22 protein-coding genes are annotated in these 21,588 nt (G+C 69.1%); 15 read left to right on the forward strand and 7 right to left on the reverse strand.

Going from position 1 to position 21,588, the window contains the following annotated elements; genetic code table 11:
* Positions 1 to 2: 2 nt before the first annotated feature.
* Together V9K99_RS37215 and V9K99_RS37220 are read left to right on the forward strand one after the other, a co-directional pair.
* Positions 3 to 1,595, forward strand: a complete 1,593-nt coding sequence (locus tag V9K99_RS37215; protein WP_337010514.1) for a hypothetical protein — start codon at positions 3 to 5, stop codon at positions 1,593 to 1,595.
* 185 nt (positions 1,596 to 1,780) lie between these two features.
* The gene (locus V9K99_RS37220; protein ID WP_337010512.1) at positions 1,781 to 2,332 is read left to right on the forward strand and encodes a Rieske (2Fe-2S) protein; all 552 of its coding nucleotides are present in this window, start codon (positions 1,781 to 1,783) and stop codon (positions 2,330 to 2,332) included.
* 55 nt (positions 2,333 to 2,387) lie between these two features.
* Here the strand turns inward: V9K99_RS37220 and V9K99_RS37225 are convergent, their stop codons facing one another.
* Both V9K99_RS37225 and V9K99_RS37230 read right to left on the reverse strand, forming a co-directional pair.
* Positions 2,388 to 3,608, reverse strand: a complete 1,221-nt coding sequence (locus V9K99_RS37225; protein WP_337010510.1) for a S8 family peptidase — start codon at positions 3,606 to 3,608, stop codon at positions 2,388 to 2,390.
* 150 nt (positions 3,609 to 3,758) lie between these two features.
* Positions 3,759 to 4,214 carry a DUF6194 family protein gene (locus V9K99_RS37230; protein WP_337010508.1) on the reverse strand — a complete coding sequence of 152 codons (456 nt, stop codon included), beginning with the start codon at positions 4,212 to 4,214 and terminating at the stop codon, positions 3,759 to 3,761.
* A gap of 82 nt (positions 4,215 to 4,296) precedes the next feature.
* On the opposite strand from V9K99_RS37230, the gene uvrC reads away from it, so the two are divergent.
* The 3 genes from uvrC (at position 4,297) to V9K99_RS37245 (ending at position 8,215) form a co-directional block, all read left to right on the forward strand.
* Positions 4,297 to 6,327, forward strand: a complete 2,031-nt coding sequence (uvrC, locus tag V9K99_RS37235) for an excinuclease ABC subunit UvrC (RefSeq protein ID WP_337010506.1) — start codon at positions 4,297 to 4,299, stop codon at positions 6,325 to 6,327.
* The gene (rapZ, locus tag V9K99_RS37240) at positions 6,327 to 7,190 is read left to right on the forward strand and encodes an RNase adapter RapZ (protein ID WP_337010504.1); all 864 of its coding nucleotides are present in this window, start codon (positions 6,327 to 6,329) and stop codon (positions 7,188 to 7,190) included. The genes uvrC and rapZ overlap by 1 nt, the downstream gene beginning before the upstream one ends.
* 110 nt (positions 7,191 to 7,300) lie before the next feature.
* Positions 7,301 to 8,215 (forward strand): gluconeogenesis factor YvcK family protein, encoded by a 915-nt coding sequence (locus V9K99_RS37245; RefSeq protein ID WP_337010502.1) that lies wholly within the window; start codon positions 7,301 to 7,303, stop codon positions 8,213 to 8,215.
* A 1-nt stretch (position 8,216) separates the two neighbouring features.
* Here V9K99_RS37245 and V9K99_RS37250 read toward each other — a convergent pair whose 3' ends face one another.
* Both V9K99_RS37250 and V9K99_RS37255 read right to left on the reverse strand, forming a co-directional pair.
* Complete coding sequence (locus tag V9K99_RS37250; RefSeq protein WP_337010500.1) at positions 8,217 to 9,608, reverse strand: hypothetical protein; 1,392 nt, start codon at positions 9,606 to 9,608, stop codon at positions 8,217 to 8,219.
* Complete coding sequence (locus V9K99_RS37255; RefSeq protein ID WP_337010498.1) at positions 9,605 to 10,111, reverse strand: SigE family RNA polymerase sigma factor; 507 nt, start codon at positions 10,109 to 10,111, stop codon at positions 9,605 to 9,607. Before V9K99_RS37255 ends, V9K99_RS37250 begins: the two co-directional genes overlap by 4 nt.
* A gap of 131 nt (positions 10,112 to 10,242) precedes the next feature.
* Between V9K99_RS37255 and whiA the strand changes: the two genes are divergently transcribed.
* From whiA to V9K99_RS37290, 7 genes are all read left to right on the forward strand, one after another.
* Positions 10,243 to 11,226: a DNA-binding protein WhiA gene (gene whiA, locus V9K99_RS37260; RefSeq protein ID WP_328520667.1), complete on the forward strand. Its 984-nt coding sequence runs from the start codon at positions 10,243 to 10,245 to the stop codon at positions 11,224 to 11,226.
* A gap of 58 nt (positions 11,227 to 11,284) precedes the next feature.
* On the forward strand, positions 11,285 to 11,665 hold the full coding sequence (locus V9K99_RS37265; RefSeq protein WP_337010495.1) for a hypothetical protein: 381 nt from the start codon (positions 11,285 to 11,287) through the stop codon (positions 11,663 to 11,665).
* 256 nt (positions 11,666 to 11,921) lie between these two features.
* Positions 11,922 to 12,926: a type I glyceraldehyde-3-phosphate dehydrogenase gene (gene gap, locus V9K99_RS37270; RefSeq protein WP_337010493.1), complete on the forward strand. Its 1,005-nt coding sequence runs from the start codon at positions 11,922 to 11,924 to the stop codon at positions 12,924 to 12,926.
* 86 nt (positions 12,927 to 13,012) lie between these two features.
* Positions 13,013 to 14,215, forward strand: coding sequence for a phosphoglycerate kinase (locus tag V9K99_RS37275; RefSeq protein ID WP_337010491.1), 1,203 nt, complete (start codon positions 13,013 to 13,015; stop codon positions 14,213 to 14,215).
* Between the two features lie 6 nt (positions 14,216 to 14,221).
* Complete coding sequence (tpiA, locus tag V9K99_RS37280; RefSeq protein ID WP_337010489.1) at positions 14,222 to 15,034, forward strand: triose-phosphate isomerase; 813 nt, start codon at positions 14,222 to 14,224, stop codon at positions 15,032 to 15,034.
* Positions 15,031 to 15,264 (forward strand): preprotein translocase subunit SecG, encoded by a 234-nt coding sequence (gene secG / locus V9K99_RS37285; protein WP_337010487.1) that lies wholly within the window; start codon positions 15,031 to 15,033, stop codon positions 15,262 to 15,264. Before tpiA ends, secG begins: the two co-directional genes overlap by 4 nt.
* Before the next feature lie 16 nt (positions 15,265 to 15,280).
* The gene (locus V9K99_RS37290; protein ID WP_132210419.1) at positions 15,281 to 15,640 is read left to right on the forward strand and encodes an RNA polymerase-binding protein RbpA; all 360 of its coding nucleotides are present in this window, start codon (positions 15,281 to 15,283) and stop codon (positions 15,638 to 15,640) included.
* Between the two features lie 48 nt (positions 15,641 to 15,688).
* Here V9K99_RS37290 and V9K99_RS37295 read toward each other — a convergent pair whose 3' ends face one another.
* Entirely contained in the window at positions 15,689 to 16,360 is a 672-nt protein-coding gene (locus V9K99_RS37295) for a response regulator transcription factor (RefSeq protein WP_337010482.1), read from the reverse strand.
* Positions 16,357 to 17,526 (reverse strand): sensor histidine kinase, encoded by a 1,170-nt coding sequence (locus tag V9K99_RS37300; protein WP_337010480.1) that lies wholly within the window; start codon positions 17,524 to 17,526, stop codon positions 16,357 to 16,359. Before V9K99_RS37300 ends, V9K99_RS37295 begins: the two co-directional genes overlap by 4 nt.
* 111 nt (positions 17,527 to 17,637) lie before the next feature.
* Here V9K99_RS37300 and V9K99_RS37305 point away from each other — a divergent pair, with 111 nt between their 5' ends.
* From V9K99_RS37305 to V9K99_RS37315, 3 genes are read left to right on the forward strand one after another with little or no spacing between them, the layout of a single operon-like run.
* On the forward strand, positions 17,638 to 18,558 hold the full coding sequence (locus V9K99_RS37305; RefSeq protein WP_337010478.1) for an ABC transporter ATP-binding protein: 921 nt from the start codon (positions 17,638 to 17,640) through the stop codon (positions 18,556 to 18,558).
* 1 nt (position 18,559) lies between these two features.
* Positions 18,560 to 19,972: an ABC transporter permease subunit gene (locus V9K99_RS37310; RefSeq protein WP_337010476.1), complete on the forward strand. Its 1,413-nt coding sequence runs from the start codon at positions 18,560 to 18,562 to the stop codon at positions 19,970 to 19,972.
* Positions 19,972 to 20,769 carry an ABC transporter permease gene (locus tag V9K99_RS37315; protein ID WP_337010474.1) on the forward strand — a complete coding sequence of 266 codons (798 nt, stop codon included), beginning with the start codon at positions 19,972 to 19,974 and terminating at the stop codon, positions 20,767 to 20,769. The genes V9K99_RS37310 and V9K99_RS37315 overlap by 1 nt, the downstream gene beginning before the upstream one ends.
* A 10-nt stretch (positions 20,770 to 20,779) precedes the next feature.
* Here the strand turns inward: V9K99_RS37315 and V9K99_RS37320 are convergent, their stop codons facing one another.
* Positions 20,780 to 21,583, reverse strand: coding sequence for an isocitrate lyase/PEP mutase family protein (locus tag V9K99_RS37320; protein WP_337010472.1), 804 nt, complete (start codon positions 21,581 to 21,583; stop codon positions 20,780 to 20,782).
* Positions 21,584 to 21,588 lie beyond the last annotated feature (5 nt).

Here is a 21,588-nt window from a genome sequence, read left to right on the forward strand (position 1 = left end):
GAATGACTGAATCGAACTGGCAGGGTGACATGCTGCGCCGGATGGCGGAGCAGTCACCGGCCGAAGACCCGGACCGCCCGGACACCCCGCCCGCACCGGCTCCCGCCGGGCCGGGCGACCCTGCCATGCCTCCTGCACCACAGCAGGTAGGTCCACCACAGCAGGGAATGCCACCGCAGCAGGGTGTTCCACCGCAGCTGGGTGCTCCGGGGCAGCCAGTCGTCCCGCCGCAGCAGGGGCCGTATCAGCAGCAGCCTCCTCCTGCTCCTCCGCAGTACCAGCAGCAGCCTTATCCGCAGCCGCAGTACCCGCAGGAGCAGTACCCACAGCAGTACCCGCCGCAGCAGCCGTACCCGCCGGAGCAGTACGCGCCCCAGCCGCCGTACCCGCCGCAGGAGCAGCAGCCGTATCCGCCGCAGCAGCCGTACCCGCCACAGCAGCAGGGGTATCAGCAGCCGCCGCCGTACCAGCCGGGGCCGTACGACCAGCAGCAGTACGCCCCGCCGCCACCCCCGTACGAGCAGCAGTACCCGCCGCAGCAGGGCTACCCACCGCAGCCACCTCCGCCGTACCAGCCTGCGCCGTACGAGCAGTACCCAGCGCAGCCGCCGTACCAGCAACCCCCGCCGTACGAGCAGCCGCCGCCGTACTACCCGGAGCCGCAGTTCGAGGAGCAGTACCTGCCTCCGAACCAGCAGCATCCCGGGCAGATGCCGCATCAGGACTTCTACGAGCAGCCGCCGCAGCAGGAGGCTCCGCCGCCGCAGGATGCCGGCGGCTGGGGTCAGCCGGTGCCCGCGCAGGACGGCGACTCGGTGTTCCGCCGGTTCCGGCGGATCGCTTCCGAGGCGGCGTACCTGGTCGGTGCCTCGGGCCGGATGCAGCGCGACGTCGACAACATCGCGACCATCCGCCGGCCGATCGCGATCATGCGCCGCGTTGGCGTCCTGAGCCCCGTCGACAACGGCGGTACGTCGACAGTCACCGCACTGCTGTCCACCATGCTCGCCGCCCAGCGCTCTGACCGTGTCGTCGCGGTCGACTGCGACCCGGTCGGCGCAGAGCTGTCGCGGCGCCTCGAGTTGTCCGTTGGTGCCGGCCCGATCGAGCGGGTCAGCCTGCTCCGCAGCGAGAGCACCGCAGAGGCCGTTCGTACGACGCTCGCCGAAGCGCAGGGCCAGGGAGCGCGCGACGTCGGCCTTGCCGTGGTCGACTGCCCGGGCACCTTGTTCGACGAGATCCCGGCCGAGATGGCAGGCACGGGGCACTGTGCCGTTGTGGTGGTGCCGTCGGTGCAGCACGTGGCGAACTACTGCCTGTCGCAGCTCGACCAGCTGACCCCGGACGGCCAGGACGTGCTGCTCAACCGCGGTGTCGTGGTCATCAACGTGGTCGAGAACGTCGACCCCGCGTCGGCCAACTGGCTGGTCGAGGCCTTCCGGCAGCGCGGGATGGAGCCGGTCGTCCTGCCGTTCGACCTGCACATCGCCCAGTCCTGGCCGCTGCACTCCGAGGAGCTGCAGTCCGACACTCGCCGGGCAGTCCTCGACCTGGCGGCCCGCGTGGTCGAGACGGTCACTCGTACTGCCAGCTGACACACAGCCGGTTCACAGAAACCCTCAAACGGCAGTTGAATCCGACAAACTTCGTCAAACGCTGAACCGTTCTGCCGATCTGCTCGTTTGACCGGGTATCCGCCCCGCGTTTGACCGGTGGGGTAGAAACAAGGAAAGCCAAGCGTTCAACTACTTTGACCGGAAGCTCCTGGAGGTCCAGATTCATGAGCGATGACACCATGGCCCCACCCACTGCGCCATCGGCACCGGAAGCGACTCCGGCCGGTGAGCTGCGCGACCGGAGGTCGGTGCTCCGTTGCGCCGCGATGGTCGCGCTGGCCGGCGCGAGCGCGCCGATCCTCGCTGCCTGTGGCGGGGGAGACGACGCGGGTTCGGCCGGCACCACCGGGACCAGCTCGGCCCCGGCAACCAGCGCGCCGACCTCGGCCACGAGTTCGGCCCCGTCGTCGAGCGCTCCGGCGAGCGGGACGGTGCTCGGCCCGACGTCCGACGTGCCGGTGGGCGGCGGGAAGGTGTTCACCGACGCGAAGGTCGTGGTGACCCAGCCGAGCGCGGGTCAGTACAAGGGCTTCTCCGCCGTCTGTACCCACCAGGGCAACCCGATCGGCTCGGTGGAAGGCGGCCAGATCGTCTGCCCGTTCCACAACAGCCACTTCAGCATCACCGACGGCAGCCCGGTCAGCGGGCCGGCGCAGACCGCGCTCCCGGCCGTCAACGTCGCCGTCCAGGGCACGAACATCGTCCAGACGGCCTGACGGCGGGCATGAGAAGAGCCCGACCCTCGGGGGCCGGGCTCTTCTCGTCAACTGATCAGCGCTGCGCCGGGTCGACCTTCCCGACGAACAGCAGCTTGTTCGGCGAACCGGTGCCCGGGTCGCCCACCTTGTCCGGCGTCGACGCGCCGACCAGGGCGGTCGTCACGTCGGCGGGCGTGGCGTCCGGGTGGTCGGCCAGGTAAAGCGCGATCCCGCCGGCCACGTGCGGCGTCGCCATCGACGTACCGCTCATCTTGGCCGTGGACTCCGGGTCGGTGATGCCGACCGACAGGACGTCGACACCGGGTGCGAACAGGTCGACGCACTTGCCCCAGTTCGAGAACGACGCCTTCTGGTCCTGGTCGTCGGTCGCGCCGACCGTGATCGCGGACGGCTCCTTGGCCGGCGAACCGCCGCAGGCGTCCGAGCTCTCGTTGCCGGCGGCAACCGCGTAGGTGATGCCGGCGTCGACCGACGCCTTCACCGCCGCGTCCAGCGCGTCGTCGGCGCCACCGCCGAGGCTCATGTTGGCGACCGCGGGCTTCTTCGCGTTCTTGGTCACCCAGTCGATCCCGGCGATGACGGACTCGGTCGAGCCGGAGCCCTTGCAGTCCAGCACCCGGACGCCGAAGATCTTGGCGCCCTTGGCCAGGCCGTACGTCGTACCGGCGATGGTGCCGGCCACGTGGCTGCCGTGACCCATGCAGTCGACGCCGTTCTGGCCGTCGCCGACGGTGTCGGTACCGACCGAGGCGCGGTCGCCGAAGTCCTTGTGCGCGGCGTAGATACCGGTGTCGATCACGTAGACGTTCACGTTCTCGGCGGTGGTGGACGCCTCGTACTTCTTGTCCAGCGGCAGGTCACGCTGGTCGCTGCGGTCCAGTCCCCACGGCGGGTCGTCCTGGCTGACCGTGATCTTCTGATTCTGCTGGACGAACGCGACCCGCTTGTCGCCGGCCAGCTTCTTGGCCTGCTCTTCGGTCATGCTGGCCGAGAAGCCCTTGACCGATGCGTCGAACTGGTCGCGCACCTTCACGTCGTACGTGCTGGCCAGGCTCTGGTTGGTGGCCCGGGTCTCGGCCTGCGAGCGCTGGCCGCCGAGGACGACGATGTAGCTGCCGGGGATCGCGGTCGAGCTGCCGGCACCGCGGATGGTGACACCGGCGTCCTCAGCGGCGTTGCTGCCGGCCGCGGTGGCGACGATCCCGGTGACGGCCAGGGCGGATGCGGCGACCGCCCCGAGAACGGCGCGTGGTCTCTGTAGGGATGGGAACATGGGCGGAACTCCCTCGAGTCAGCGCAAGGCCCAGTTGCCTCACGCAAAGGTCCTGCGCATCTACCCTGGGTCACACGCTACGGAGTCCGCTCATCCCAACCGGGGGTCAGACGACGCTTATGGGGCAAGCCGCAACACGACCGCAACGCGTCAGTGTGTTTGCCGCGCCCGATGCTTGTCGTACTTGCGTACGGCGAAGTCGTACGCCTCGGCCAGCAGCGGCTCGAGCGCAGCGACGTCGGTCGGCGAGACGATGGCGACCCAGTGCTGCGAGGCGTAGAACGGATGCGGCATCAGTTTGTCCCGCTCGGCGTAGTCGTGGCCCGAGTCCAGCACCCAGTCCGCGTCCCGTTCGGTCGGCACCGGGCCGAACAGCGAGGTGTACGTCGCCTTGGTCAGGCCGATGTTCAGCCGCCAGGCACCCCGCTCGTCGAGCCGGGAGACGTTCTCGTAGTGGTCTCCGGTCACTATCGTGGCGAACGGCTGCTGTCGCTCCGGCGGCAGGTCCGCCTCCGGGTCGTACAGGTAGAACAGGTCGCCCTGTGCCTCCAGCAGCCGGATGCCGTCGTACCCGCGGATCAGCAGGTCCATCTCCTCAACTGTCATGCCTTCAAGTGTGTCATTGAACCGGCAATGGAGACTTTGCCGGAATTCCGACTTTGTCCGTGCGGCGAACTAGGGTGGATGAGTGGCTGATCCGTCCTCCTACCGTCCCGCTCCGGGGTCGATCCCCGACTCGCCTGGTGTGTACCGCTTCAGCGATGCCGCCGGGCGGGTGATCTACGTCGGCAAGGCGAAGAACCTGCGGGCCCGGCTGTCGTCGTACTTCCAGGACCTGGTGAACCTGCACCCGCGGACCCAGGCGATGGTGACGACCGCGGCGAAGGTCGAGTGGACCGTGGTCGCCAGCGAGGTCGAGTCGCTGCAGCTGGAGTACTCCTGGATCAAGGAGTACGACCCGCGCTTCAACGTGAAGTACCGCGACGACAAGTCGTACCCGTGGCTCGCGATCACCCTCAACGAGGACTACCCGCGGGTGATGGTCGGCCGGGGCCAGAAGAAGAAGGGCATCCGGTACTTCGGCCCCTACAGCCACGCCTGGGCGATCCGCGAGACCGTCGACCTGCTGCTGCGCGTCTTCCCGATGCGCTCGTGCAGCAAGGGCGTGTTCAACCGGCACCGCCAGATCGGCCGGCCCTGCCTGCTCGGCTACATCGGCAAGTGTGCCGCGCCCTGCACCGGCCAGGTCAGCATGGAGGAGCACCGCAAGATCGTCGAGGACTTCGCCGCGTTCCTGTCCGGCCAGACCGCGACGTACGTCCGCCGGCTGGAGAAGGAGATGAAGGCGGCCGCCGCCGAGCTCGAGTACGAGCGGGCCGCGAAGATCCGGGACGACCTGGCCGCGCTGGAAAAGGCGCTGGCCAAGAACGCGGTCGTCCTCGGCGACGGCACCGACACCGACGTGATCGCGCTCAGCGAGGACCCGCTCGAGGTCGCCGTACAGATCTTCTACGTCCGCGGCGGCCGGATCCGTGGTGAGCGCGGCTGGATCGCCGACAAGGCCGACGGGACGGCGACCACCGGCGACCTGGTCGAGCGGTTCATCCAGCAGACGTACGCCGGTGATTCGGGTGACGCGATCCCGCGCGAGATCCTGGTGCCGACCGAGCCCGAAGACGCCGAGGCGCTGACCGAGTGGCTGTCCGAGCTGCGCGGTTCGAAGGTGTTCATCCGGGTGCCGCAACGCGGTGACAAGAAGGCCCTGATGGAGACCGTCGAGCGGAACGCGCTGCAGACGCTCACCATGCACAAGACCAAGCGGGCCAGCGATCTGACCACCCGCAACCTGGCGCTGGAGGAGATCCAGGCCGGCCTCGACCTGCCCGAGGCGCCGCTGCGGCTGGAGTGCTACGACGTCTCCAACCTGCAGGGCACCGAGGTCGTCGCCTCGATGGTCGTGTTCGAGGACGGCCTGCCGCGCAAGAGCGAGTACCGGCGGTTCGTGATCAAGGGTGTCGACGGACAGAACGACGTCGCCTCGATCGCCGAGGTGCTGACCCGGCGGTTCAAGCGGCTCCTGGACGAGCGGGCCACCCTGCAAGACGACGAGGACCCGGCGGCGAACCTGATCGACCCGGAGACCGGCCGGGCCCGCAAGTTCTCCTACGCACCCGGACTGGTCGTGGTCGACGGCGGTCCGCCGCAGGTCGCGGCCGCCCGGCAGGCGCTGGACGAGCTCGGCCTCGGCGACATCCCGGTCTGCGGCCTGGCCAAGCGGCTCGAGGAGGTGTGGCTCCCGGACGAGGAGGACCCGGTCATCTTCTCTCGGACCTCGGAGGGTCTCTATCTGCTCCAGCGGCTGCGCGACGAGGCCCACCGGTTCGCCATCACCCACCACCGCAATCGGCGCTCGAAGTCGATGGTGGAGTCCGTCCTGGACGAGGTCCCGGGGCTGGGAGAGGTGCGCCGCAAGACGTTGCTGAAGCATTTCGGCTCGCTGAAGAAGCTGCGCCAGGCGACCGTCGACGAGGTCGCCGACCTGCCCGGATTCGGGCGCCGTACGGCGGAATCCGTCGTACTCGCGGTGAACCTTGCGGCAACGAAGGCCGACACCGGCCGGGCGCCGACGGTGAACACGGCCACGGGCGAGATACTGGACGATGACGTCCCGGCGCCGGCCGGGGCGGCCGACGGGGATCCAGGGAGAACTGAGAACTGATGGACGACGCAGGCAACCTCGTCATCGTGTCCGGTATGTCCGGCGCGGGACGGAGCTCGGTCGCGGACGTGCTCGAGGACCTCGGCTGGTTCGTGGTGGACAACCTGCCGCCGATGTTCCTCACCACCATCGTCGAGCAGGTCGTCGGCACCGGCGCGTCACCGCGGCTCGCGGTCGTCGTCGACGTCCGGACCGGGCTGTTCTTCGACGAGCTGAGTTCGGCGATCCACGACCTGCGGCTGAAGGGGTACCGGCCGCTGACGCTGTTCCTGGAGGCCTCCGACGACGTGATCGTCCGGCGGCAGGAGAGTGTCCGCCGGCCGCACCCGCTGCAGGGCGAGGGCCGGTTGCTGACCGGTATCCAGCGCGAGCGCGAGCTGCTCGGCGACATCCGGGCCGGCGCCGACCTGGTCATCGATACGTCGAACATGAACATCCACCAGCTCGCCGCGAAGATCGTGAACGCCTTCGGCGACGAGGAGAACGCCGAGCTGCGGGCCACCGTGGTGTCGTTCGGTTTCAAGTACGGCATCCCGGTCGACGCCGACGTGGTGGCCGACATGCGGTTCATTCCGAACCCGTACTGGCAGCCCGACCTGCGTCCGATGACCGGGCAGGACCGTCCTGTGTCAGACTTCGTCCTCGGCCATCCGCTGGCCCAGCAGTTCCTGCAGAACTACGTGGACGTGCTGGACACCCTGCGGACCGGCTATCTGAACGAGGGCAAGCGCTTCGTCACCGTCGCGATCGGCTGCACCGGGGGTAAGCACCGCAGCGTCGCGATGGCCGAGGAGATCGCCCGGAGGCTGCGCGAGAAAGGGTCGCCGACCTTGGTCGTACACCGGGATCTGGGGCGTGAGTGAGCCAGAACTCGTGGGACAGCTCTGCCCGCGGAGAGCGCGGGCCGGGGAGCTCCGGCGTGTCATCTGGGGGGCGACCCCCAGACCCCCGCTCGGCGCCTAGGGTCGTCGCCTTGGGCGGGGGGCATGGACTGGCAGCCTCTCTGTCCGCGCTTCGTCATGTCACCGACCAGCTGACCGCGGTCGTCACCGTCGCCGACAACGGCGGCTCGTCCGGCCGGTTGCGCCGTGAGCTCGGCGTCCTGCCACCCGGTGATCTGCGGATGGCGCTGGCCGCGTTGTGCCGCGACGACGAGTGGGGCCGGACGTGGGCCGACGTACTGCAGCATCGGTTCCGCAGCGACGGCGAGCTCCACGACCACGCCGTCGGCAACCTGTTGATCGTCGCATTGTGGGAGTTGCTCGGCGAGGCGGTGGACGGTCTCGACTGGGTCGCGCGACTGCTGGGCGCACAAGGCCGGGTGTTGCCGATGTCCTCGGTACCGCTGGACATCACTGCCCGGGTGCTCGGGCTGGATCCTGACCATCCGGAGGCGATCACGGAGATCCGTGGTCAGGCCGAGGTCGCGACGACCGAGGGACATGTCGTCGACGTCGCGCTCGATCCGGCCGACCCGCCGGCCTGCCCCGAGGCCCTGGTGGCGATCGCGGAAGCCGACTGGGTCGTCGTCGGGCCGGGCTCGTGGTTCACGTCAGTGATCCCGAACCTGCTGGTCCCGGCGTTGTGCCGTGGTCTGGAGCAGACCAGCGCCCGCCGGGTACTGACGCTGAACCTGGGGGAGCAGAAGGGCGAGACCGACGGCTTCTCGCCGGAGACCCACCTCGAGGTGCTGGCCGCGCACGCACCCGACCTGCGGATCGACGTGGTCCTCGCCGACGAGGGCCACGTCCCCGATCCGAAGTCGTTGCACCGTACGGCGGAATCCCTCGGCGCCGACCTGGTCATCGCCGACATCGCCGACGATGACCGTCACCTCCACCACGCCCCCGACAAGCTCGCCAAGGTCTTCCGCGAGATCTTCGCCTAGCTCACGAGGCGTCGACCTGCATCCGCTCGTCGTACACCAACTTGGCCTGCGCGTCGAAGCCGCGGACGCGCACGTTCTGGATGTCGGAGTTGCCGCCGGTGAGGCCCCAGATGTAGTAGCCGCCTCCCAGCAGGGCTCGGGTCGGTCCGGTCTTCGGCAGGTCGACGACGATCTGCGCGACGCCCTCGGGGACCATGGCGAACTCGAAGCCGTTCGCGAACTTGCCGTCGGCGTTCACCGCGCTCCGGGTGTAGTCGGACTCACCGCCCTTGGTGGTGGGCTTCGTCATGTGGCACCAGACGGCGACCTTCTGGTCCGGTGAGATGAGCACGGCGGTGAGCTTGTCGCCGGTGCCGGTCTTCAGCGCCACGGACCAGGAACTCGTGATCGGACCGGCGTCCTTGGCGCGCTGGTCCTGCGGTCCCTGACCGCGGAACGTGGTGGTCTCGAGCTCCCACAGGCGGCAACGATCGCGGATCTGGTCGTCGGTCAGCGGACTGACCGGCGGCGGGGGAGCGAGGGGTTTACCGGTCTCCGGATCGGTGGTGAGGACCACCACGGGCTCGATCGGTTCGACGGTCTTGATCGTGACCGACGGGTCGACGGCCGGCTGCGTTGCCGGCGTGGGCGGCTTGTTGCTCCACTCGAACACTCGCTTGCCGGCGGCGTCGTACCCCCTGACCTGGATCTGCGCGCCGGGCTTCGGGGTGATGTCGAAGGTGTAGAAGCCGTCCTTGCCCACTAGGCCCTCCTTGAGTGACCCGTCCGGTAGGTCCGCGAACACTCGGGTCATGGTGGCCGGCCCCTGGAGCGACTCCTTCGAGGACATGGTCCCGCCTGGTCCCGGGACCTCGGTCAGCGGACTGCGGCCGTACGACGACCCGGCGACGTACATGCTCTTTCCGTCGAGCCTGCAGGTACTGACGATCGTCTTGTCCGGGGACACGAGCATCGCCGAGACCTTGTCCCCGGTGCCGGTCTTCAGGACGACCGGCCAGCCGGCGTTGATCCGGCCGGCCTTGTCATAGGTGTTGGCGCCGCGTTCCGCCATCGACTCGACGTACTCCTTGTCGAGGGGCTCGCAGCGCTTGAGGATCTCCGCGTCGCTCAACGGGCTGACCGGCGGCGGGGGCGTGATCTTCTTGCCGGACCCGAGCTCCGTGCTGATGGTGCCCGGATCGCCGGCGGGTCCGGAGCCGGCCTGGTTGCTGGGCCAGGCCAGGATGCTGCCGGCGATGATGGCCCCGGTGGTCAGGGCCGCGGTGGTGACGGCGGCGAGGCGGCGGTTGCGGACCGAACGGCGGGCGCGGACGAGGATGTCGTCGACGTCGGTCTGCGGCGGCTGGTCCGAATCGTCGGCGGCCGCGGCCAGCAGTCTCTCGATGTCGCTCATGATGCGCTCCTTTCGTTCAGGCCGAGGAGGTCGCGCAGGCGCGCGAGGCCTCTGGATGTCTGGCTCTTCACCGCGCCGGTGCCGATGCCGAGGATCTCGGCGGTCTGCTCGACGCTGAAGTCGGCGTAGTGGCGCAGGACGACACAGGCACGTTGCCCGGGCGCCAACCGCGCGAGTGCCTCGATCACGACCGCGCGGTCGTCGACAGCGTTCAGCGGATCGGGTGCCGCCGTCGTGTCGTCGCCGGGGTCGTCCAGATGTTCCCGCCGCCACGGTCGTCGCGACTGGTCCAGTACGGCGGTGACGACGGCGCGATGGGCGTAGCCGACCAGGGCGTCGCCGCGGTCGATCCGGTTCCAGCGGCGGTACACCTTGACCAGTGCGTCCTGGGCAGCGTCCTCGGCCCGATGCCAGTCGCCGCACATCAGGTACGCCGTACGTCGCAACCGGCGTACTGTGATCGCCGCGAACTCGGTGAACTCGTCCTCGTCACACGCACGCATCCGGCCCCTCCTCTCAGGATGTGTCGCCGATGGAACGCGACCAAGGGCTCACCAGGTTGCAGACCTGCGTAACCAGGTTCGGGACGAGACAGTTGAACGAGGGTCTTTGACAACGGTGGGAGGATGCCTTCATGGCGATGACAGCACAGGTGAAGTCCGAGTTGACCAGCATTCAGGTCACGAAACCCTGTTGCCGCAAGGCCGAGGTGTCCTCCGTACTGCGCTTCGCGGGCGGCTTGCACCTGGTCTCCGGGCGGATCGTCGTCGAGGCCGAACTGGACAGCGGCGCCGCGGCCCGGCGGCTGCGCAAGGACATCGCCGAGATCTTCGGGCACCCGTCGGACGTGGTGGTCATCTCCCCGTCCGGTATCCGTAAGCAGACCAAGTACGTCGTACGCGTCGTCCGCGACGGCGACGCGCTGGCCCGGCAGACCGGCCTGGTGGACAACCGCGGACGTCCGGTCCGGGGTCTGCCGCCGGCGGTGGTGTCGGGTGCTTCGTGTGACGCGGTCGCGGCCTGGCGGGGTGCGTTCTTGGCGCACGGTTCGCTGACCGAGCCGGGTCGTTCCTCCTCGCTCGAGGTGACATGCCCGGGTCCGGAGGCGGCGTTGGCGCTGGTGGGTGCGGCCCGGCGACTCGGCATCGGTTCGAAGGCGCGCGAGGTGCGCAACGTCGACCGCGTGGTGATCCGCGACGGCGACGCGATCGGTGCGTTGCTGACCCGGCTGGGTGCGCACGAGTCGGTGCTCGCCTGGGAGGAGCGGCGGATGCGTCGCGAGGTGCGTGCGACCGCGAACCGGCTGGCGAACTTCGACGATGCGAACTTGCGTCGCTCGGCCCGGGCCGCGGTGGCCGCGGGTGCGCGGGTCGAGCGGGCGCTGGAGATCCTCGGCGACGACGTACCGGACCACCTGCAGGTGGCGGGCAAGCTGCGGCTGGAGCACAAGCAGGCCAGTCTCGAGGAGCTCGGCCAGCTGCACGAGCCGGCGCTGACCAAGGACGCGGTGGCCGGCCGGATCCGCCGCTTGCTGGCGATGGCCGACAAGCGCGCCGCCGACCTCGGCATCCCGAACACCGAAGCCAACCTCACCCCGGAGATGCTCGACCCGGCGTGACCCCGTCCCTCGCTTGGATGGGAACACGGGGTTTCCATCCGATGAACAGTGAGGACAGATGGGCACCACAGCAGAAGAACAAGCGGCGTTGGACCGGATCCACCAGGAAGCCATCAAGCGTGAGGCCGAACGCATCGCCGCCGAAGACGCCCGGAAGGCCGCTGAGGCGGCGAAACAGCAGGGCCAGAACAGCATGATCGCCGATGGTGCGGCGACGGTCGGGTGGCCGGACAACGAGGTCAAGGCTGCGCCGAGCTTCAAGGACAAGGTCGGGGGTGTGCTGCGCGGTGAGGCCGGTGACGCCGCCCTCGCCGCCAAGCTGCTGAACTCGGGCCAGGCTCCGCTGAACAGCGCCACCGCGCCGGCGAAGAACGCCGACGGTGCCAGGGATGGCGTTGCCGGCTCGCCCGCCGCGAAGCCGGCGCTCGGGCTCGGATAGCGAACCTGTCTCACAGTGCGGCGGTCTCCGGGAGCTGTTCGGAGGCCGCCGTACTCGTGTCTGAGGGGTCCGGAACGCGGACGGGTGGGGGAGTGCACGCGGGGACAGCGTGTACCAGCCGGTGGTCTGGTCTGGAACAGCCCTTGAGACGCCGGTGGTCTGATGTGGACGGTACCAGTTGATCGAGTGGGCTCTTGGGCTAGTGTTCGGGCTGTAGCGGCAGTGCTCAAAGCTAGTTCTGAGGAGACGCAGTCCCGTGACCGTACGCGTAGGTATCAACGGCTTCGGCCGGATCGGCCGTAACTTCTTCCGCGCCGTGCAGGCGTCCGGTGCCGACATCGAGGTCGTCGCCGTCAACGACTTGACCGACAACCAGACCCTCGCTCACCTGCTGAAGTACGACTCGATCCTGGGCCGCTTCCCCGGTGAGGTCTCCGCGACCGACGACGACATCACCGTCGCCGGCCACAGCTTCAAGGCGTTCGCCGAGCGCGACCCGGCGAACCTGAAGTGGTCCGACGTCGGCGCCGACGTGGTGATCGAGTCGACCGGCTTCTTCACCGACGCCACCAAGGCCAAGACGCACGCCGACAACGGCGCCAAGAAGGTCATCATCTCCGCCCCGGCGAAGAACGAGGACCTGACCATCGTGATGGGCGTGAACCACGACCTGTACGACGCCGAGAAGCACACCGTGATCTCGAACGCGTCCTGCACCACGAACTGCCTGGCCCCGATGGCGAAGGCGATCCACGACGCGTTCACGATCCAGCAGGGTCTGATGACCACGATCCACGCGTACACCCAGGACCAGAACCTGCAGGACGGCCCGCACAAGGACCTGCGCCGCGCCCGCGCCGCCGCGCTGAACATCGTGCCGACCTCCACCGGTGCCGCGAAGGCGATCGGCCTGGTGCTGCCGGAGCTGAAGGGCAAGCTGGACGGGTACGCCCTGCGCGTTCCGACCCCGACCGGCTCGGCCACCGACCTGACCGTGAACGTCGGCCGGGAGACCTCGGTCGAGGAGGTCAACGCCGCTGTCAAGGCCGCCGCCGAGGGTGAGCTGAAGGGCTACCTGAAGTACACCGAGGACGAGATCGTCTCCACCGACATCGTCACCGACCCGGCCTCCTGCATCTTCGACGCCGGCCTGACCAAGGTGCTCGGCAACCAGGTCAAGGTCGTCGGCTGGTACGACAACGAGTGGGGTTACTCCAACCGGCTGGTCGACCTGGTCAACCACGTCGGCGCCTCGCTCTGACACGTTCACACACGCAGCCTGCGTCCGGTCGGCCTGGTGTCGCCCCGGGCGCAGGCTCATCCCTGAGTCGCAAGGATTGCTGAACTGTGAAGACCATCGAAGACCTCGGGGACGTGGCCGGCCTGCGGGTGCTGGTGCGCTCCGACCTGAACGTGCCGATCAAGGACGAGACGATCGGCGACGACGGCCGCATCCGTGCCAGCCTGCCGACGCTGGTGAAGCTGGCCAAGGCCGGCGCGAAGGTGATCGTCACCGCGCACCTCGGCCGCCCCAAGGGCACGCCGAACCCGGAGTTCACGCTGGCCCCGGTGGCCAAGCGGCTCGGTGAGCTGCTGCAGCCCGAGGGCATCACGGTGCATTTCGCCGCCGACGTCACGGGTGACAGCGCGCAGACCGCCGTACAGGATCTGGACGAGGGCGACGTCCTGCTGCTCGAGAACGTGCGGTACGACCCGCGCGAGGAGAGCAAGGACGAGGCCCAGCGGGGTGCGCTGGCCGAGGAACTCGCAGCGCTCGCCGACGTGTTCGTCAGCGACGGTTTCGGTGTCGTCCACCGCAAGCAGGCCAGCGTGTACGACGTCGCGAAGCAGCTCCCGCATGCCGCGGGCGGTCTCGTGCTCGCCGAGGTCGACGTACTGAAGAAGCTGACCGAGGAGCCGGCCCGTCCGTACGTCGTCGTCCTCGGCGGCGCCAAGGTGTCGGACAAGCTGGCGGTGATCGACAACCTGCTGGCCAAGGCCGACAAGCTGCTGATCGGCGGCGGCATGGTCTTCACCTTCCTGAAGGCGCAGGGCCACGAGGTCGGCAAGAGCCTGCTCGAGGAAGACCAGCTGGACACGGTCAAGGGCTACCTGGAGACCGCGAAGGCCAAGGGTGTCGAGATCGTGCTGCCGACCGACATCGTGGTCGCGCCCGAGTTCAAGGCCGACGCACCGGCCACGGTCGTCGCCGCGGACGCGATCCCGGCCGACCAGCTCGGCCTGGACATCGGCCCGGACTCCGGCAAGGCGTTCGCCGCCGAGATCGCCGGCGCGAAGACCGTGTTCTGGAACGGTCCGATGGGTGTGTTCGAGATGGCCGCCTTCGCCGGCGGAACCAAGGCGGTCGCGAGTGCGTTGACCGAGGTTGACGGCCTCAGCGTGGTCGGTGGCGGTGACTCGGCCGCGGCGGTCCGCCAGCTAGGCTTCGCCGACGACCAGTTCGGGCACATCTCCACCGGTGGTGGGGCGTCGCTCGAATACCTGGAGGGCAAAGAGCTCCCCGGTCTCGCCGTACTGGAAGAGGACTGAATCCGAATGGCCGACACTGCAGCTGCCCGTACGCCGTTGATGGCGGGCAACTGGAAGATGAACATCAACCACGTCGAAGCGGTGCACCTGGTGCAGAAGCTGTCGTGGACGCTGCAGGACAAGAAGCACGACTTCGAGCGGGTCGAGGTGGCCGTGCTGCCGCCGTTCACCGACCTGCGCAGCGTGCAGACGCTGGTCGACGGTGACCGGATGAAGATCAAGTACGGCGCCCAGGACGTGTCGAAGTACGACGCGGGCGCGTACACCGGCGAGGTCTCGGCGGCGATGCTGGCCAAGCTCGGCTGCACCTATGTGCTGGCGGGTCACTCCGAGCGCCGGCAGTACCACGCCGAGGACGACGCGCTGGTGAACGCGAAGGCGGCCAAGGCGCTCGAGGCCGGGCTGATCCCGATCGTCTGCGTCGGCGAGGGTCTCGACATCCGCAAGGCCGGCGAGCACGTTGAGTACACGCTGGCCCAGCTCGACGGCGCGCTCGCCGGGCTGAAGCAGGACGACGTCCGCAAGGTCGTCATCGCGTACGAACCGGTCTGGGCGATCGGCACCGGCGAGGTGGCCACTCCGGAGGACGCACAGGAGGTCTGCGCCGCGATCCGGGGCCGGCTGGAGGAGACGATCTCACCGTCGGTGGCCGACTCGGTACGGATTCTTTACGGGGGGTCGGTGAAGATGGCCAGTGCAGGTGGCATCATGGCCCAACCGGATGTCGACGGCTGCCTGGTCGGAGGTGCAAGCCTTCAGGTGGACGAGTTCGCCGGTATCTGCCGTTACCTGGACCTTCAGTTAGGCTACTCCTCGTGATTCTCGCTTTCTCGATCGTCGTGATCGTCTGCAGCCTCATCCTCACGCTGCTCGTGCTGCTGCACAAAGGCCGCGGTGGCGGCCTGTCGGACCTGTTCGGTGGCGGTGTGTCGTCCAGCCTCGGCGGCTCGTCGGTCGCCGAGCGGAACCTGGACCGGATCACGATCGCTGTCGGTCTGATCTGGTTCGCTGCCATCGTCGCGCTCGGCCTGCTGTACAAGCTCGGCTGAAGGGGAGTAGGTTCCCGTGGCTGGTGGTGGCAGTGCGATTCGTGGCAGCCGGGTCGGTGCCGGCCCGATGGGCGAGGCGGAGCGCGGCGACACCGCGCCCCGGCAGCGCATCGTGTTCTTCTGTGCCAACGGACACGAGACCGCGACGGTGTTCGCGGTCGAGGCGTCCATCCCGGAGGCGTGGGACTGTCCGCGGTGCGGTCTGCCGACCAGCACCGATGTGAACAACCCGCCCCCGCCCCCGAAGATCGAGCCCTACAAGACCCACCTGGCCTACGTGAAGGAGCGGCGCAGCGAGCAGGAAGCGGCCGAGATCCTCGAGGAGGCCCTGGAGAAGCTCCGCGCCCGGCGCGCCCGCGGCGAGGTCATCTTCTAGGTAGGCACGTCGCCACAGCCCGGACCACTCGGTCCGGGCTGTTCGCGTTCACGGCCGTCGGTTGATGCCAGGGACGACCAGGCCGGACTCGTAGGCCGCGATCACAGCCTGGGTGCGGTCGCGCAGGCTGAGCTTTCCGAGCAGCCGGCTGACGTGGGTCTTGACGGTCTCCTCGCTGACCACCAGCCGGGTCGCGATCTCCGGGTTGGACAGACCCTCCGCGATCAGGCCGAGTACTTCGATCTCGCGGGGTGTGAGATTGCCGAGGATCGCCGTACGGGCGGGCCGTTGCCGGGCGAACTCCGAGATGAGCCGCCGGGTCACCGACGGTGCGAGCAGGCCGCCACCGGACGCGATCACCCGGACCGCGTCGAACAGGCGCTCGGCGGTCACATCCTTCAGCAGGAACCCGCTGGCGCCGGCGGCCAGGGCGTCGTACACGTGCTCGTCCAGGTCGAACGTGGTCAGCATCAGGATCCGTGGTCCGGGTCCTGCTTCTGCGACGATCTGCCGGGTCGCCTCGATACCGTCCAAGACCGGCATCCGCACGTCCATCAGTACGACGTCCGGGCATCGCTCGCGGCAGAGCCGGATCGCCTCGGCGCCGTCTGCCGCCGTACCGGTGACCTCGAAGTCCGGCTGGGTGCCGAGGAGTGCGCCGAAGCCGGCCCGGACCACTTCCTGGTCGTCGACGACGGCGATCCGGATCGGCGCGGTCATGGCTCGTCCGGTGGGATCGGCAGGACCGCCTCGACCACGAAACCGCCGCCGGGTGACCGGCCGTCGGTCAAGGTACCGCCCACCATCGCGGCGCGCTCGCGCATACCCACCAGCCCGTGACCGCCGGTGGCGTCCTGGTCAGCGGGAGGACCCGGTCCATTGTCGCGGACCCGCACCAGCAGCGCTTCCGCTGTGTAGTCCAGCTCGACGTCCGCGGCCGCACCCGGTGCATGCCGGCGCGCGTTGGTCAGCGCCTCCTGGACGATCCGGTACGCCGTCAGCTGGACACCCGGGTCGAGCGGGACAACGCAACCGCGCACGATCAACCGGGTGCTGGCGCCGGACGACGCCCGGGCTTCGTCGACGAGGGCGTTGAGCTGTTCCAGGCCAGGTTGCGGCTCACGCACGGTTCGGGTGCTTGGCTCGACGTCCTCCCGCAGTACGCCGAGCAGGCGACGCATCTCGGTGAGGGCGGAGCGGGCGGTGTCGCCGATATCGAGCAGCCGTTGCGTGCCCTCCGGTGGCAGGCCGGGTGTCGTCAGCCGGGCGGTCTCAGCCTGTACGGCGATGAGCGAGATGTGGTGTGCGACCACGTCGTGCAGCTCCCGGGCGATCCGGGCCCGCTCACCGCGAGCGGCGTACTCGAGCTGGTTGTCGGCGGTCGCCTGTCCGGCTGCGGCGGAGTCGGCGGCGACGCCGCGTTCCCGCAGTGAGGTGCCGAGCAGGACCGCAGCGGTCATGAACACCAGCAGGACGGTCGAGTCCGGCTGCGGTTCCCCGAGCGCGAACAGTACGAAGGGCAGCAGCAACGGGAACACGGCTCGGCGCGATCGTCTACGAGCCAGCCGGTACAAGGCGATGATCCCGGCCAGTACTCCGGCGACGTACGGCGGTTCCGGGCTGGCGAGCATCACCACATTGGCCAGCGTGACGGCCAGCGCGACCGGTACCGGATGGGCCGGGAGGAACGCCAACGGCACTGTCGCGCAGAGCCCGAGGAGCATCGCCGTACCCAGATCCATGCCGGCCCCGTCGCCGCGACCGCCGGCCTCGATGACCGCGAACAGACCGAGTACGGCCGCCCCGACGGCGTATGCCTCCCGGGTGTCGACAATCCGACGGACGGCGTCGAGCGCGCGGTCTCCCAGCTCACGGACCTGGCTCACGCCCTCATTGTCCGCCCCGGGCCTCATCCGGTGCGTCACTCTCGTGGGGGACAGAAGGGCGCTCGGCAGCGTGACGACACGCGGCCGAACCCGGCCGTAGCGTCAAGTGCCATGGAGGACAACACTGTCGAGGTCCACGAGCTGCACAAGACGTACGGCGCCACTGTCGCGGTGGATGACCTGTCCTTCGTCGTCCGGCCGGGTCAGGTGACCGGGTTCGTCGGTCCGAACGGCGCCGGCAAGTCGACGACGATGCGAGTGATCCTCGGGCTGGACGCACCGGACAGCGGGGTTGCCCTGGTCGGCGGCCGCCGCTATCGGGACCTCGGTACGCCGTTGCGCGAGGTCGGCGCCCTGCTCGACGCGGGTGCGGTCCATCCAGGCCGGAAGGCACGTGACCACCTGCTGTGGATGGCGCAGTACAACGGTCTGCCGGCCAAGCGGGTCGACGAGGTGCTTGAGCAGGCGGGCCTCGCACAGGCGGCGCGGCGCCGGGCCGGCGGGTTCTCGCTGGGCATGCGGCAGCGGCTCGGGATCGCCGGCGCGTTGCTCGGGGACCCGCCGGTGCTGCTGTTCGACGAACCGGTGAACGGGCTGGACCCGGAGGGCATCGTCTGGATCCGCGGCCTGCTGCGGTCACTGGCCGCCGAGGGCCGCTCGGTCCTGGTGTCCAGCCACCTGATGGGTGAGCTCCAGGACACCGCGGACCACCTGATCGTGATCGGCCGCGGCCGGCTGATCGCCGATACGACGGTGCGTGAGCTGGTTGCCGCCGCATCGGCCGACCGGGTCGAGATCCGAACCCTGGAGCGGTCGCAGGCCATGACCGTGCTGGCCAACGCCGGCGCCACAGTCGCCGCGACCGACCACGATCGGGTGACCGTCACCGGCCTCACGTCGGAGCACGTGATCAAGCTGTTGAACCAGCACGCCCTGCCGTTCACGGAAGTGGCCGCGCACCGGGCCTCGCTGGAGGAGGCCTACATGGAGCTGACCCGGGACGCGGTCGAGTTCGGGTCGCGGGAGGTGTGAGGTGAAGGGCTTCCTGCAGGTGCTGCACGGGGAGTGGACGAAGTTCCGCTCGGTTCGGAGCACCACGTTGTGTCTGCTGGCCGCGGTTGTCGTCAGCGTGCTGCTGGAACTACTGGGCTCGTCGGCCGGCTCGACGGACGCCAACGAGCAACCGCGGTACGTCGACCAGGCCTACTTCGTGCACAAGCCGCTGGCCGGAGACGGCTCGGTCGTCGCCCGGGTCGTCAGCCAGCAGAACAGCCACGAGTGGGCGAAAGCAGGCCTGCTGGTCAAGGCCGGCGTCGAGCCAGGTGCGCCGTACGCCGCCGTGATGGTCACGCCTGACCACGGTGTGCGGATGGAGGCGATGTTCGACACCGAGCTGGCCGGACCGGCCGACGGTGCGCCGCGGTGGCTCAAGCTGACCCGGACCGGCAGTTCGGTCACCGGATACGAATCCGCCGACGGTGCCGACTGGCGCGAGGTCGGGACGATGACCGTGGCGCTGCCGCAGAACGTCGAGGTCGGCCTGTTCGTCGCGTCGCCGCCGTTGTACGTGACCGTACGGACGGGCAGCGGTACGTCGGCCGGCTTGTCGAGCACCACGGGCTCGGCGATCTTCGACGACGTCTCGGTGACCGGGTCGCAGCCACCCGGGGACTGGTCCGGTCAGAACATCTCGACCCTGCCGTCGAAGGAGACCGGGGACATCGCGATCGGGGATCTGAGCCGGGACGGTGACACCTTCACGTTGACCGGATCAGGCGACATCTCCGGGTACGGCGTCGCCAGTTGGCGCTCGCCCGGTGAGGACGACGTGGTGATGCTCAGCCTGTTCGGCGTACGCGTCGGCATGATCGCGGTCATCGCCCTTGGCGTGCTGTCGATGACCGCCGAGTACCGGACCGGGCTGATCCGCACCACCCTCGCCGCCGGTCCGCGGCGTGGTCAGGTGCTCGCGGCGAAGGCGGTCGTGCTCGGCGGCGCGGTCTTCGTCACCGGGTTGGTGGCCTGCGTCGCGTCGTTCTTGCTCGCGCAACCGGGGATGCGCGCGGGCGGCTACAACCCGCCGGCGTACCCGCACGTGTCGCTGCTTGACGGCGAGAGTCTGCGCGCGGTCGTCGGTACCGCCGCGTTCCTCGCGCTGATCGCGTTGTTCAGTCTCGGCGTCGCGGTGATCCGGCGTCGTACCGTCGGTGCGATCGTGTTCGTGATCGCGCTGGTCGTGGTGCCGCAGCTCGTCGCGCCGGTGATCTCGAAGGACGCCGACATCTGGATGAGTCGGCTGACGCCGATCGCCGGGCTGGCCATCCAGCAGACGGTCGACCGAGCCGGCCAGGTGATCGGTCCGTGGCAGGGGCTTGCGGTGCTGTGCGGGTACGCCGTCCTCGCACTCGGCCTGGCCCGCTGGCAACTCGGTCGCCGGGACGCGTGATGCTCGCCGCGCGAGCGCTGCGGGCGGAGTGGACGAAGCTGCGCACGGTGTCGAGCACCGGTTGGACGTTGCTGGCGGTTGTCCTCTCGACGACAGCCATCGGCGCCCTGGTGACCTGGGACGTCACGCCGCCGGACTGCGAGCGTTCGGACCCGGGCTGCGACTTCGACCTGACCAAGCTCAGCCTGTCCGGGGTCTATCTCGGACAAGCGGCGGTGATCATGGTGGCCACGCTCGCCGTCACCGCGGAGTACGAGGCCGCGATGATCCGGACCACGCTTGCGGCGTGCCCGCGCAGGCTCGTCGTACTGGCCGCGAAGGCGGTCGTCGTCACCGCGGCGGTCGTCGGGGCCGCCGCCATCAGCATGCTCGCGTCGCTGCTGGCCGGCCGGGAACTCCTGTCCAGCAACGGATTCACCGCGGTCGCGGGCTACCGGCCGCTCTCTCTTGGAGATGGGCCGACATTGCGCGCGTACGGCGGAACCGTGCTCTACTTCGGCCTGGTTGCGTTGCTCAGCCTCGGTGTCGCCTTCGTCATCCGTCACACCGGCGGCACGGTGACGATCCTGCTCGTTCTCCTGTACGTGTCGCCGATCGCGTCGCTCGCCGTCACCGATCCACGCTGGAAGGAGTGGATCGAGCAGGTGTCCCCGATGACCGCCGGCCTCTCGATCCAGTCCACCCTGCGCCTCGACGCGCTGCCCATCTCACCGTGGTCGGGACTCGGCGTCCTTGCCCTGTACGCCGTGGGTGCGGTCGTCTCCGGCTTGGTGCTGTTTCGGCTGCGCGACGCTTAGGGCTTAGTGCTCAGGGCTTGCGGGCGAAGAGTTCGTTGAGTTCGGCCTGGGGGATCTGGTCGGCGGCGAAGCCGATTGTGCCGGTGGTGAGGAGCTCTTGCGCGGCGCGTCGTACCAGACCGAGTGCGGCTCGGGCGATGCTGCCGCCGAGGCTGATGCGGGTGACGCCGATGGACTGGAGGTTGGCGACGGTGAGGGTGGAGGTGCCCAGTCCGAGTACGACGTTGAGCGGGCCGTCGATCTCGCGGACGAGGGTGCCGATCGCGTCGAGGTCGTTGACGCCGGGGACGTAGAGGCAGTCGGCTCCGGCCTCGCGGAAGCGGTTTGCTCGGTTGATGGAGTCCGCGAGGGAGGTCGGCGTACGCAGGAGTTGGCCGTCGGTGCGAGCGGTCAGGACGAAGTCGGGACCGGCTGCTTCCCGGGCCGCGACGATCCGCTCGACCGACAGCTCGACGTCGTACAGCTCCCGCCCGTCGTAGTCCTCGATGTTCCCACCGGCCAGACCGGCCTCGCGCGCGAGCGTGATCGTCTCGGCGACCTTCTCCGGCGCCGACCCGTAGCCGTCCTCGAGATCACCGTTCACCGGTACGGCGCTCGCCGCGGTGATCTCCCGGACCCGCGCGAACATGTCCTCCCGCGACACCGCCGGAGCACCGTCCGGCAGCGTGTGGTCGCCCTTGCCGAGCGAGAACGCGATCCCGGCACTGGTCGTCGCGATCGCCGGGAACCCAGCATCGGCAAGCACCACCGCACTCCCGGCATCCCAGGCATTCGGCATGACGAAGAACCCGTTGTGCAACTCCCGAAACGTCATACCGT

This window comes from Kribbella sp. CCNWLW201, from assembly GCF_037203805.1.
GTDB lineage: Bacteria > Actinomycetota > Actinomycetes > Propionibacteriales > Kribbellaceae > Kribbella.